Raw genomic sequence first — 13,632 nt, forward strand, 5'->3', positions numbered from 1 at the left:
ATTGTTTATAGAGCTGAATTATCTCTAAAAAATATTGCCTATAAAAAAGAATAGTTCCTTTAAAACACAATCCAAACAAAAAAACACAATAACTCACATTATTAACTATAAAACATTTAATTATACATATTTATTAACACAAATACACGCTAAAAAACTAAATTTACATCAAATAATATTCTAATCATTAAAATTAGTTTTCATAATTGTTCTTACACTCTTTACTTTACCTATTACAAAGCGTTAGAATATTGAAATAAAGATGAAATGAATGCCTTTAGTAATTTTTGATAACACTCAACCCAGTTGAGTTTCCATACAATTTTTATATTCATTATTTACCTAAAGGCAGACATCCATTGCTTTTAAAAAAGTACTTCTTTAACCTACTACTAATACTTGTTTTTACGATAAGTGAAGTAAAAACAAAAAAGCACGAAGGTTCGCCTTCGTGCTTTTACTATATACTATTAATAACTTTTATCTTTTTGCGATACGAACCGTTTTAGAGAGATTATCTGCTTTTACCTCTACCACATAGATATTAGAGTTTAGACTTGCCATATTGATACTCACTCTTTCTTGTTGTACAGTATCACTACTACTAAGTACTAAACGTCCATTCATATCATACACCTTCATATCGATCACCTTGCCATTGTATGTCTTATCTAAAGACACATATAGATGATCCACCACAGGATTAGGCCATAACCTTACCTCTTGCTTTGTCTCTACTTTACTTTCTTGTAAGTCGTCAAACTCCCCTACAGTACTGATTAGCGAATATTGCTGCTTACCACTCTGTAGTCTTCCTTTATGAGTGACCTCGATTACATACGTTCCAGGCTCCACATCATATAATTCTATCTTTTCGATATTGTCTACATCATTGACTCCTTGAATAGCTCTAAGGTCATTAAAATCCTTATTTAGTTTCCATGGATAATAGGTATTCTTCCCTTTTCTAACCACTACATCTAGATCATTGACAAGGTCGCTATTATTTCTTTTATAGTTCTCATCTGAGTTTTGATACGTTACAATACCAGGAGCATCTGTCCAAGCCAAGGTTACCACCATCTTACTCATCTTTTCACTTACTTGGATTTCGTGTGTATATTTTTGTTGCTCTCTAAGTTCATTCTCCAGGATATAGGTACTGCGCTTATCTTTTGCTGCTAGCATGACATCCACACCAGCCTTAGCATTAATCACTCCCCAACCAAACAAATGATCAGGTCCCGCAGCACGACCTGCCTCATCAGCCGTATGTGCCATTAAGGCGCGCAAAGTAGCCGATTTAAAAGGCATATTTGTACTAGAAGCGTGAATAGCCCATTCTTGCCATAGGGTAAACACTCCACTGACAGCAGGAGCAGCCATCGATGTACCATCACTATAAGCATATAGACTCGTCTCAGGCACCCCATATAAAGGACTTGGATTGCGATAAGCAGCTGATAATACATCTACCCCTTTAGCCGAAATATCAGGCTTTATCCTAAAGTCATTAGTAGGCCCTTGACTACTAAAGCTGGCTAGTATCACATCAGAAGGCCCAGTATATTGAGCGACCTCTTCTACAGCAGCTACTACCACAGCATTTTTAGACACAGAAGAATCATTTAGTAAATCACAATTACAGTTTTCCTTTTGACTCCCACCATAGACATTATAGTGAAACTCCCCATCATTCCCCGCTGCTATTACAGGTTGATAATAAGGAAATAAATAAGCCACTCTATCAAATTCTCTACTGTGCTCAGAATAAGCCCCAAAATTCTTCACCAAACTAGGCTCATTTAAATATCCATAATCATCGAAGTAGTTATACCCATAAGAATGATTAGTCACTAAAATCCCTCCAGAGGCCATTTGCCCCATCTTGCGATAATCGTTACTCCATGAATAACTCACTAGTTTTGCCTTAGGAGCGATTCCTTGAGCTTTGTTATTATATCCTAGCCCTGCCATCGTTCCTCCTACATGAGTAGCGTGAAAACGACTCTTTTGATGCCCTTTAGCATTATATGTAGTCAGAGTAGGTACAGACTCTCCTAAGGTTACTCTCGAGGTTGTATTAGAAGTAGTTGTATAAAACTCTTGATGCGTATCTAATAGAGGAAGTCCGTCGATGATCCCAACTGTCATTCCTTCTCCTTCTAGGTCTTGATTAACGCCAACCTCCTTTTGGATACCATTCACCCTAGCTGTTAGTCTAGAACCATAGTTCAGAGTGGACTTATAAAGTAGAATTCCATTAGCATCTATCCCACTTAGCTCAAAATAATTCCCTCTGGCATTCACCCCACTTGTTGGTACATTCCTTTTCTCAGCCTCCAGAAAAGCCTCCTGTTTATTTTTAGCTGCTTTGGTAGTATATGCATTGATTTCTCTAGTCGCTTTATCTAAATCATAAGTAGCCCTTACTGCACTACGCGTAGAGATTGTCTGTCCATAATGATCATAAACCCCTAAACACAACAATGCAAAACCTGTTACTATTATTTTTCTCATACTTTCTATACCTAATACGGGCTAAAATTAACAATTTATTCTTATCTAACAGGCTGATTCAATTTTTTTATTTATATCTATTCTAAACTAATGAAGAAATTCAAATATTTATCAAAGGATATCAACTTAGGTATATTGTAAAAAATAAAAACCTCTCTTATAAAAGAAAGGTTTTTTATTATGGTAAGGCAAAAGGTTATTTATTTTTTTGGGAAAATATAAATAAGAGTGATTAATAAAGATAGTTCCTCTTGTACCTTACTGCTGACAAAAATAACAATAGAAAACATTCATCCTTTACGGAAAACCGTAAAAACCTATTTTTTATTATCGTGGGTTTATAATTCATACTTAGCAGGAATTACAACCTTAAATCTGCGCGAACTAGTTCTATAAGAAACACATAGTCTATACTTAAAAAAAACACTGATGTAAAAGAAAAAAAATTCTCTTTTAATCAGTGCTTCACTAGTATATTGCGCTATGTACTATGTCTATTTTACAATTTTGTTATCGTTATACTATAAGCCTTTGCCCCATAATTTGCCCCAATTCCGATCCTTGTCACATCATCACCTGCAGGAGTTAGCACTCCACCAGAAGAAATCATTGTTCTATTAAATGCTAATGAAAGCTTGTCCCCTTTGGTTAATTTTAAAGTCACTGTTGGCAAGGTAATAATATCAGATTGACTCCCTAATATATTATTTAAAATAGGTCTTGCCCCAGCTATAGATGTTGAATTTTGTTTTAACTTGGCATAGATAAATATCATTCTATAAGCCTCGGGTATTTCTATAGTTTGAGTAGCTGGTAGAGGTTTACCAGTTGTTGTAGATACCGTGGGAAAGTTTACTGTTATTTTCTTATTCACATTTGCAGAACTAATAATCATATTTAGATATGCATTAATCTAATAAGTACCATCCTCTTGTATTATAATAGCATGATTCTCTATTTTTAATCCTAAATTATTAGGCGCTAAATCAGCTGTTGTTATAGGAATAATAAGTTCTGTATTTCCTTGATTAAAAATGGCTGCATTCTCTGCATTACTAGGTAGTAACTCTGAATCAACAGCCGTAAGTACCGAAATAGGCGCTGTAGGAGTAGACGGAGCCACTGTACCTACTAACCCTGTTTCTTTATCTTATACAATGCCTTCACATGCCCATCATTTTCGATATTATCCATATTCCTAATGGTCAACTTCCCATTTATATCTAAAGTTGTACGAGGCAAGTAAGTATTAATACCAACAGCCTGTCCAGCTGTATTATTTGGTTGTTCTTGTCCATAACTAAGAGTCACTACAAAACAACTCAACCATAAAATAGAATTAGAAAACCTCATATCACGCCAATTAATTTATCACACTAGAATTAACAAAAATAAATCAAAAAACAACATTATTATTAATAATAAAACACAAAAATAAGACATTTTGTGACAAAAAACACAAAAAATTAAAATATTCTCATTTTTAACCAAAATAATTTATATATAACAAAAATCGTTAGCAAGGATTTACACCTAAACTCCACACGAACTAGTAAGTAGATTTACAAAACAGGATTAAAAAAGAAAACCCACCAAAAGGTGGGCTCTTATAAAAAAGCAATAGAGTTATTATAAGCGATAGTAAAAGGACAAATTGTTAAAAATTGTTTTTACTTCTCTATTGCTGTATTGTATTTTAATTTTGACAGTGTCTTTATATAAGACAACATTATAGAATAAAAGTTACATCCTGTTTAATGCTTACGCACTTTTTGTTCCCATTTCCATGCGCTGTCTAACGCTACCTCTAATGATAGCTCAGCTTTCCAACCTAGCACTTGATTTGCTTTTCTAGTACAAGCATAAGCCTCAGTAATATCTCCTTCTCTTCTATCTACTATCTTATAGTGTAGTTTCACCCCAGATACCTTCTCAAAAGCGTTAATAATCTCCATAACAGAAGATCCTTTTCCTGTTCCAACATTAAAAGTTTCTACTTTCTCTATATTTTCACCTTTTACCAGTCTATCTAAAGCAGCTACATGCGCTTTTGCTAAATCCACTACATGGATATAATCTCTAATACACGTTCCATCAGGCGTATTATAATCTTCACCAAATACAGATAGCTCTTTTCGCACACCTATAGCTGTTTGTGTAATAAATGGAATAAGATTTTGAGGTACTCCGATTGGTAATTCTCCTATTAAAGCAGACTTGTGCGCCCCGATAGGATTAAAGTAACGCAATAGTATAGCGTCTATACTACTTACACGCGTAACATCTGTTATAATCTCCTCTCCTATTTGTTTTGTATTTCCATATGGAGATAGTGCTACTTGTATAGGCGCCTCTTCTGTGATAGGCATCACTTCGGCTTGTCCATATACAGTACACGAAGAACTAAAGATAAAATGTGCCTTCTCTTTCTTTTCTAACTCCTTTAAAAGATTTAATAAGGGTACTATATTATTCTCATAATACATCAGTGGCCTTTGCATACTCTCCCCCACAGCTTTTGAAGCTGCAAAGTGAATCACTCCATCTATATCTTGATTCGTTTGAAAAAACGAAAATACTCCTTGCTTATCTCTTAGATCAAGTTGTACAAACTCAGGACGTATCCCAGTGATCCCTTCTATGCCTTCTAATACACTAATAGAGGCATTAGACAGGTCATCTACGATAACCACCTCATATCCTTGTTCTTGTAATTCTACTACGGTATGAGATCCTATAAACCCCAATCCACCCGTAACTAGTATCTTCATCTTCTTACAGTTTTTTCATACTTTAATCTTCAAAGATAGACCTTTTGTAATTTTTAACAATAACCAAATGCTAAAACCTTTGTTTTTTTGAGGGAACAGTGTTCAAAAGGCTTTCGATGAACAGTTCCCAGTTTCAAAAAGTAAAAAAGCCATTACCAAAAGTAACAGCTTTCTATATATAAACGATATGTTGTTGGTTTACTGTTCCCAGCTCCCTCTCTACCTTACTTTCTTAACAACGAAGCAGCCTCGCTATCTAAGATGTACTCTACATTGGATAAAGTCTGTAAGAAAGTCGCCGGAATCTCCGCAGAGATATCCCCTTCTAACGCCTTTTTAATAATCTCTGCTTTGCGCTGACTCAGCGCCATCAGAATTACCTCTTTCGCTTGCGTGATAGTCTGCACTCCCATGGTTATCGCTTGAGTAGGCACTTTATCCTTCCCACCGAAATCATCCTTCGCATCTTCGCGAGTAATATCATTTAGCGTTACCAGACGAGTACGAGATTCTAATACTGCACCAGGCTCGTTAAACCCGATATGTCCTGTACGGCCTATTCCCAATAACTGCAAATCTAATCCTCCGAAATCTACTATCTTTTTTTCATACAGATCACAGTACGCTTGTATTCCTTCTATAGAAAGTGTTCCATCTGGTATATGGACATATTCAGGATCAATATCGATATGATTAAACAAATTACTTTTCATAAACGACACATAACTCTGATCATCTATAGGTAGTATAGGATAGTACTCATCCAGGTTAAATGTAGTTACATTTCGAAAGCTTAACCCTTCATCTTTGTGAAGGCGTATCAGCTCTTTATATACTCCTTTAGGTGTTGACCCCGTTGCTAGTCCGATAACTGCACGCTGCCCCCTATTTTGTTTTTCTTTTATAATTTTCGCAATACGTTCTGCTACATAAGCCGAAGCAATATCTTTATCTGAGTATACTTTAATAGCGTCTCCTTTGCTATATGTAATTTCTTGCGTTTTAAATAATTCACTCATCTATCTTTTCCTTAGCTACAATAAAACAATTTTTATATATCCTCCCTTCTTTTTTAATTTATACACCCTGTCCTTTTTCTTCATAACAGAGACCAACGACAAAACACCCATATAGGTGTTCTTTCTTTTTTGGAGTAATTCTATTCTGTAAATATAGTCATTTATATTTTGCGAGCATCATCACAATGGGTGAATTACTTGCTTTTTTGAGTAAAACAGGCAGGTACGGCTAAAGTATATTTTTTTTTGAAACAATATCTTTGTCGAGAACAGAAAACAGGGAACGGAGAACAGGAAATGGGAAACGGAGGGCCGAGCGTAAAGAAAATGTCCGGTTTCGTCTTTTCATCAAGGAAAAAAGGAAAAGAAAGAATAGCTTTTGTATAATATTCCTTTTTATAAACAGTAGTTTCAAAGAGCATTCCACATAGAACCTTTTTGTATTACTAGATTGTTAAGTTTCCCTATATATATTACATTTGCTTCTCAAAAACACAGAAAAACAAAGAAAAAGTTTTTCGCTTATTCGCCTTTTTGGTCTTTTGAAACAAACATCTTATAGAAAAACAGAAAAACAAAGAAACAAAAAAGAAAGAACTAAACCGTCTTACTCAATGCTCTCAACTGATTAGTTATATGCTCTATTTTAGAACGAATATCCCTATACTTTACTTCATTCAAGAATTCTAAATCCAAACTCAAAGTCAAAAAACTAATAACTTCCATTGCAGAAGCATACGCAATATTCAAAAACCGCTTCTTCTCCTTTGAAGTCTCTCTAGACATACCCTCAGCAATATTAGCTGATATACTTGAAGTAGCTCGTCTTAACTGAGATACAATAGCAAACAATTCTTCTTTAGGAAATTTGCTAGTCAATAAATAGACATCCTTATTAAGGGTTCTAGCATTTTTCCATACCTCCAATTTTTCAAAATAAAACTCATACATAATTTTTATCTTTTTAGTAATTAGTTTCAAAGAACATTCCATATATAAGCTTTCCTTATTACTAGATTGTTAAGTTTCCCTAATATATACTACATTTGCTCCTCAGAAACAAAGAAAAAGTCTTTCGCTTATTTGGTCTTTTGTCTTTTTGAAACAAAAACATCTTTTCAAAAAAACAAAACAACAGAAAAACAAAATCACAAAAACACAGAAATACAAAAAACCAAAAAACCAAAAAATCACAACAGAACATGAAAATAGGAATTACCTTCAGCCCTTTTGATCACCTACACGCAGGATACATCAAGATGCTAGAAGAAGCCAGAACACAATGCGACTATCTAATCGTAGGCTTACAAACTAACCCCCATACTGACAATAATTATAAAGGATTAGCACCTCAGACTCTGGTAGAACGTTATATCCAACTCAAAGGTTGTAAATACGTAGACGAAATTGTTCCTTATATCACAGAACAAGATTTAGAAGACATTATGCGCTCTTATAAAATAGACATACGTATCATTGGTGAAGAGTATAAAGGAAAAGACTTCACCGCGAAGAACTTCTGTATAGAGAAGGGAATAGAAATATATTATAATAAACGATAATTGATTATAAAAAGACACCTAAGCAAGGATGTCTTTTTGTTTTTTCGGTTTTTTGATCTCTACAAAAAAATTATCCGTTACAAAATCACAGAATAACAAAAAGCAAAACGACAGGAATAAAAAAAGCTGTTGTCTTAATGTAGGCTTTCCTATTTATTATAATCTTAAAACTCTCAAGTAATTCCTCTTTACGAAATCACAAAAAAACAAAATAACGTAATTAAAACACTTCACTCTTCCACACTACCTGTCCAGGTTTCAAAGTCTGGCCTTCAGTAATACGTGCAAAACCAGCCACGTAAGATGCAGGATAAGTACATACATAATCCTCTACTATTGCATCGTGATCCACAGTCACATTCGCATTGATAATACAGTGCTTCCCTATTTTAGCATCAGCCTGTACTACAGCATTCGCTAATATTACTGTACCTTCACCTATCTCTGCAGATGAAGACACATAAGCAGTAGGATGTATAACAGTAGCAAAGCTATGTTTTACCTCTTCCACTATACGTTTACGTACCTCATTATTCCCTATACCTATAATCAACTCTGCCTCCTTCTCATAATCCTCACTATAAGGATTAGAAGCATCATCGAAATACTCCACACTATTATCATTGTCTAACTGATAAATCGCATCTTCTACTACCTTACCATGACCACCTTTACCGTATATTAAATATTTTTTCATTCTTGAACGATTATTCTTACGAAGTAATAAATTAAATAAACTCTTAAAAATAATTACACTTGCAAAGCGATTGATAAGTGAACTACTCACTGCAATTATCCTTGCGAAGCGATCTTATGGCCTTAACGTATAAGCGAGTGTCAATAGGTGCAAATTCCAAGAAACAAAATTCTGTTTGAGTGTAGCGAGTTCATTTTGTTTCAGAATTTGTTCCGTAATTGACCGCTTAGGAGTTACAGCCTTGACTTTTTTTGTTACTTTTTAGGGTCAAGCCAAAAAAGTAAAATAAATAATCTTTTTTTTTGTAAACTTTATAAGGTTATTCTTCTTTTACTAAGAAACATATCTTCCTATCACCTTCTTCTTTATAACCAAATACACCACGCTCATGACTACCAATAATGATACAGCAAATACTATTTGCGTAGTCATGTCTTGATCAGCCATATCAATAGCACCATATCCGATTACAAACTGTAGTACACCATATCCAAAAGAAACATACAGTTTATTGACCCTAGCCTCATTGGCTAAATATTGATATAAGTGAGTACGATGTGCTTGAAAAATATTCTCTCTATTCAATGCACGACGAATAATTGTCCATACCGTATCTATACCATATACAGATAAAAATAAGATGTAACTAAAATTACCAGTAGTGATAATTAACTGTCCTAATAAGAAGACAACAATAAATGCCATACTCACACTACCTACATCTCCCGCAAAGGCCTTAGCCTTTGTTCTAAAGTTAAAGAAGGCAAATACCACAGCTCCTAATAAAGCAAACAAAATCAAATCCATAGCCACAAAGCCAATCGTTTGATTCACTAAAGCTAATAGAGCTAATACCACAATACTATACCATGCTGTAATCCCGTTAATCCCATCCATGAAGTTATAAGCATTGATAGTACCAATCACCCCAACTAGAGCTGGTAATATCCACAACCAAGATAATCCAAACAAATTCCATTGATAGAACATCAACAACACAGAACCCAAATGTACCAATAAGCGTATCTTATTGGATAATGTAAAGATATCATCTAAGAAACTTATCATCGTTATAGCTGTTAGTCCTATAATAAAATAAGAATACTCGAATCCTGAGTAAATAAAGTATGCCAATGCTCCGAAGTAGAATACTACTCCACCTCCTCTAAGAGTAATTTGAGAATGAGAACTACGCTCATTGGGTTTATCTATAATATTGTACTTATCTGCTATTTTAAAGTACACTAACTCTGCAATAAATAATACTGCTAATACTATAATGTATTCCATTTTTTTCTTTTTAATCGCTAATCACTTTGCCCGTTAAGAACGTTATGTGAAAAACATAATGCGTTATAGTCATATGACGTCACTACGTATCCCCTCATCACGTTCATTACACTAATCACGTGCAGCAAAGCTGCGTATCGTTTTTTCTAACCCTTCTTCTGCACTTATTGGCAATTTATCTATACCTAAAGCCACTTTCACTTTATCATTAGATACTACATAATTCTCTGTCAATTTCTTCAATCGTTCAGAATTCAAAGGTAATTTAATCTTATCACCTATAGAAGATACTGTATTCATAAATCCTTTAGAGATATGCCACAGTTTAGGTTTCTTATTAGACACCTTAGCGATTAAAGTAACCAATTCATTTGTTGATAAAGCTTTATCATCAGAAAAATTATACACTCCTGAAGGGATATTAGTATTCTGCATCATTTCATTCACTAAATAACACAAGTTATCTATTGATAGAAAAGAACGATGATTATCAAAAGATGCCAATGGCCAAGGAATACCTTTCTCCACTACTTTATATAATAAATTCAAATTTCCTTTATTTCCAGGACCATGTATCATACAAGGACGAACGATAAACACTCTCTTTCCTTCAGTTAGAGAAGCATTTAATAAATACTTCTCTGCTTCCTGCTTTGATTGTCCATAAGGAGTATAAGGATTAGGTGTTACATCTTCTTTTAAAACTTCTTCCACTGTATCCGCTACTGCTTTTACAGAGCTAAAGTAAAAAAAATCTTTTGCATCACTTTTAATGAAATGATCAAATAATGTTATCGTCAAATCTCTATTTACTCTGAAATATTCATCAGCACTAGACGTATTAGCTGTATCATGTGCCTTACCAGCTAAGTGAATAATCACTTCTGTCGTTGTAGGAATTCTATTTTGCCAATCTTTATTACGTAACGATAAAGTATGAACGCAATGTTCTTTATTACCTAAATAAGGTACTAAATTTTGACCTACAAAACCTGAAGCTCCAGTAATTGCTATTTTCATTTATTAATCCTTTAATTAAGATATTGAAGAATACTTTTAGCCATTTCTTGATTGACTTGACTTCTTTTAAATCTATTTTTAAACTCCACACGATCTTCTAAATGATAATTATAACCTTTTACTTGATTTACCATATCATTAACATCACAAGGTTTAAAAAGGATGATATTTGAAATATTCTCTCTCATAAAACTATTAGCAAAACCACCTACACCTGCAATAATTGGTTTTTTAAAAGTTCCTAATTCAAAAATTTTAGAAGGTAATACCTTTTTAAAAGCATCAAAATCATTAAGATGAATAAACAAATAATCCGAATAATTATAAATATCAATTAATTCATTACGACGTACTGGATCCTTAAAAATCACATTTGTCAAAGATCTTTGTGTCACTTCATCTACAAGTTGTTGTTTAGCTCCCCCATCTCCAATCACCTGAAATATATAACTATCTCCAAGTTCTTGAGCTGCTTGAGGAATTATCTTATGTAATCCTTGTCCTTGTCCAATATTTCCTGCATAAGTTATAATTCTTTTATTCCCATCAGAAACATAATCACATTCATTTTCTAAAAAAACATCATCAATCCCATTAGGGTAAAAAGAAAATGTTGATTTATACTTTTCAAAATAATCTTTAAATCCCCCTGATATTAAATTGATATGAGTTGCATAAGAGAATACCTTTTTTTCAATTATTTTCAATACAGGTAGAGCAAGTCGTTTTATCATTCCTTGTTGTAAAACGTCATTCATTGTGTCTACAAAAATATCTCTAATATCTAAATAAAGGGGAATACCTTGCTTTTTTGCAATTGTATAACCTAAATAAGCTGTAAATAAACGTGAAGATGAAGCATACACTAAATCATATTTTTCATCTCTCACAATTTTCTTAACTTCATTATAGTAAGTTCTAAAAGCTATTACTTGATCCTTCATCCCACTTTGATGCGAAGGTAATTGGATACGATGAACTGTGTAATTAGTTTTTTCTTCTAAAGATAATGCATCTTCTTTAAAACTACTATATCTATTAGGCTTTGTTGTTATAACTGTTATTCTACCACTATCACTTAACCTCTTTGATACTTCAGTTAATAATGGGCTATTCCTAAAAGAACCAGCACATAAATCTGGCTCAAAATAAAAAGATAAGAATAATATTTTTTTCATAGTAAAATTATTGTTGTTTTTAAAGAGCTAACAAAATCTACAATTATTGTAATACCTTCTTTATAAACATTATATTCTTCTGCATATGTGCTTTTAATTACATCATATCTAATTGCATTCTCAAAAGAAATAGAAACACCGTTAGATAATACTAACGTACTACCCTTTTTTTCTAAAACACTAACATATTCACTTAAATGAAAATATGCTTTACACTCTCCTATTCTCTTTTCAATTGAATCTATAATTACAACTTGATCATCTTCAAGAATAAATTCTCTATATACATTACCTACAATATGTTTATAACCATCATGATACCCTTTAATTCGATTTTTATCATCATGTTCAATATATGTTTTTGCACGTTTACCTAATCGAAATCCACCCCACACCTCTGATTGATTTAAGTTATTCACAACAACTGTATTATGAGCAATTGTTGATCTTTCATAATTTCTTTGTTTACCAATCTGATATGTTGAAGTTCCTCCTTCAACAAATAATGGTTTATCCTTATAGTATAAAACAAACCCTAAAGAATCTGCATGAGAATGTCCAGGTTGATAACTAGCCCCCACCTGTGCGTAATCCACTTTTATTTCATAGTTTACTCCTTGATAACTTCTATATCCTGACTTACCTAAAGGCATCCTTGTCCTATCAATATCCAATAAACTAGCATAATGAAGTAGTTTATGAGTATCATAAGTAATACCATTAGCAGTATCATTAAAGAAAGGAATATCTCCAGTTTTATAAGAAATCTGTTCTAACCAAGAGAGCATTTTACTTGCTTTATCTTTCAAAAACGATAAAAATTCTTCATCTTTTTTTGAATATGTTTCATACCAATCAACCAATTCTAAAACTCGATACAAAATGATTTGATGGTACATTGGACTTAGTTCAAAATGAGCTCCATCATCTAGAATTTGTTCATCCAATTCTTTATATAATGTTCTCTTAGCTTTATCTAACCAAGTTTGCTCATTGAAAAATGCCCCTCCTAAAATCATAGCAAAACAGTTTTCTAATAAATGATTTCCTAAAATATGATATTCATAACTAGCATGTAAAAATTGTAACTCTTGATAAGTACATCCCATAAATGATTCATTTTTTAAACCTTCTCTTACAGCAAACTTTATTATATTAATACTTCGCAAAGAAACTGGGTATGGCTCTAGAGCTCGCTTATTTTTAATCGAGAAATTATAAAAATCATTTATTAATTCTACTTTTGTGTCTTTTGCTAAATCTTCGTGATCTAAATAATTAAAATATTCTAAATTATAATTCCACAGTTTACCATACTCCATGAAGTTCCAATCTATAACAGAATTAAAACTCTTAGTTAGATTTAAAAAATAAAATGTACACTGACCTGTAATCATATTTTTATCAACAAAGCTGAACTGTTTAAAAGTAATCCCTTCATATATAATATTCTCATTATTAATTAATGAAAGTATTGATTTGGATTTTAAGCGATAAACTACTTGATAAAATAATTGTTGAAATTTTAAATGCTTAATTGTATTTAAAATCAAATAAACCTTATTCATAACTTTC

Annotated in this window: 13 protein-coding genes; 1 reads left to right on the forward strand and 12 read right to left on the reverse strand. The window is 32.8% G+C overall.

The features are described 5' to 3' along the window. Nucleotides 1-480: 480 nt before the first annotated feature. The 7 genes from BK054_RS15505 to BK054_RS15535 all read right to left on the reverse strand — a co-directional run bounded on the left by BK054_RS15505 (nucleotide 481) and on the right by BK054_RS15535 (nucleotide 7,261). Nucleotides 481-2,520: a S8 family serine peptidase gene (locus tag BK054_RS15505; protein ID WP_071307468.1), complete on the reverse strand. Its 2,040-nt coding sequence runs from the start codon at nucleotides 2,518-2,520 to the stop codon at nucleotides 481-483. Between the two features lie 499 nt (nucleotides 2,521-3,019). After that, nucleotides 3,020-3,415 carry a hypothetical protein gene (locus BK054_RS15510; RefSeq protein ID WP_071307469.1) on the reverse strand — a complete coding sequence of 132 codons (396 nt, stop codon included), beginning with the start codon at nucleotides 3,413-3,415 and terminating at the stop codon, nucleotides 3,020-3,022. Nucleotides 3,416-3,433: 18 nt separating this feature from the next. Further along, complete coding sequence (locus BK054_RS15515) at nucleotides 3,434-3,643, reverse strand: hypothetical protein (protein ID WP_071307470.1); 210 nt, start codon at nucleotides 3,641-3,643, stop codon at nucleotides 3,434-3,436. An 8-nt stretch (nucleotides 3,644-3,651) separates the two neighbouring features. Continuing rightward, on the reverse strand, nucleotides 3,652-3,873 hold the full coding sequence (locus BK054_RS15520) for a hypothetical protein (protein ID WP_071307471.1): 222 nt from the start codon (nucleotides 3,871-3,873) through the stop codon (nucleotides 3,652-3,654). Nucleotides 3,874-4,274: 401 nt separating this feature from the next. After that, complete coding sequence (galE, locus tag BK054_RS15525) at nucleotides 4,275-5,291, reverse strand: UDP-glucose 4-epimerase GalE (protein WP_071307472.1); 1,017 nt, start codon at nucleotides 5,289-5,291, stop codon at nucleotides 4,275-4,277. Between the two features lie 224 nt (nucleotides 5,292-5,515). Beyond that, a complete protein-coding gene (nagB, locus tag BK054_RS15530; RefSeq protein WP_071307473.1) occupies nucleotides 5,516-6,310 on the reverse strand; it encodes a glucosamine-6-phosphate deaminase in 795 nt (264 codons plus the stop codon). Between the two features lie 597 nt (nucleotides 6,311-6,907). Continuing rightward, nucleotides 6,908-7,261 carry a four helix bundle protein gene (locus BK054_RS15535; protein ID WP_071307474.1) on the reverse strand — a complete coding sequence of 118 codons (354 nt, stop codon included), beginning with the start codon at nucleotides 7,259-7,261 and terminating at the stop codon, nucleotides 6,908-6,910. Between the two features lie 251 nt (nucleotides 7,262-7,512). On the opposite strand from BK054_RS15535, the gene BK054_RS15540 reads away from it, so the two are divergent. Next, nucleotides 7,513-7,872, forward strand: coding sequence for an adenylyltransferase/cytidyltransferase family protein (locus BK054_RS15540; protein ID WP_071307475.1), 360 nt, complete (start codon nucleotides 7,513-7,515; stop codon nucleotides 7,870-7,872). A gap of 220 nt (nucleotides 7,873-8,092) precedes the next feature. On the opposite strand, the gene BK054_RS15545 is transcribed toward BK054_RS15540, so the two are convergent. The 5 genes from BK054_RS15545 to BK054_RS15565 all read right to left on the reverse strand — a co-directional run bounded on the left by BK054_RS15545 (nucleotide 8,093) and on the right by BK054_RS15565 (nucleotide 13,625). Then, entirely contained in the window at nucleotides 8,093-8,569 is a 477-nt protein-coding gene (locus tag BK054_RS15545; protein ID WP_071307476.1) for a transferase, read from the reverse strand. Between the two features lie 333 nt (nucleotides 8,570-8,902). Further along, entirely contained in the window at nucleotides 8,903-9,859 is a 957-nt protein-coding gene (locus tag BK054_RS15550) for an MraY family glycosyltransferase (RefSeq protein ID WP_071307477.1), read from the reverse strand. Between the two features lie 111 nt (nucleotides 9,860-9,970). Continuing rightward, the gene (locus BK054_RS15555; protein WP_071307478.1) at nucleotides 9,971-10,879 is read right to left on the reverse strand and encodes an NAD-dependent epimerase/dehydratase family protein; all 909 of its coding nucleotides are present in this window, start codon (nucleotides 10,877-10,879) and stop codon (nucleotides 9,971-9,973) included. Nucleotides 10,880-10,890: 11 nt separating this feature from the next. Then, nucleotides 10,891-12,057 carry a glycosyltransferase family 4 protein gene (locus BK054_RS15560; protein ID WP_071307479.1) on the reverse strand — a complete coding sequence of 389 codons (1,167 nt, stop codon included), beginning with the start codon at nucleotides 12,055-12,057 and terminating at the stop codon, nucleotides 10,891-10,893. Further along, entirely contained in the window at nucleotides 12,054-13,625 is a 1,572-nt protein-coding gene (locus BK054_RS15565; RefSeq protein ID WP_071307480.1) for an alginate lyase family protein, read from the reverse strand. Before BK054_RS15565 ends, BK054_RS15560 begins: the two co-directional genes overlap by 4 nt. Nucleotides 13,626-13,632: the final 7 nt, after the last annotated feature.

The sequence above is a fragment of the Myroides sp. ZB35 genome (assembly GCF_001865835.1).
GTDB classification, from domain to species: domain Bacteria; phylum Bacteroidota; class Bacteroidia; order Flavobacteriales; family Flavobacteriaceae; genus Flavobacterium; species Flavobacterium odoratimimum.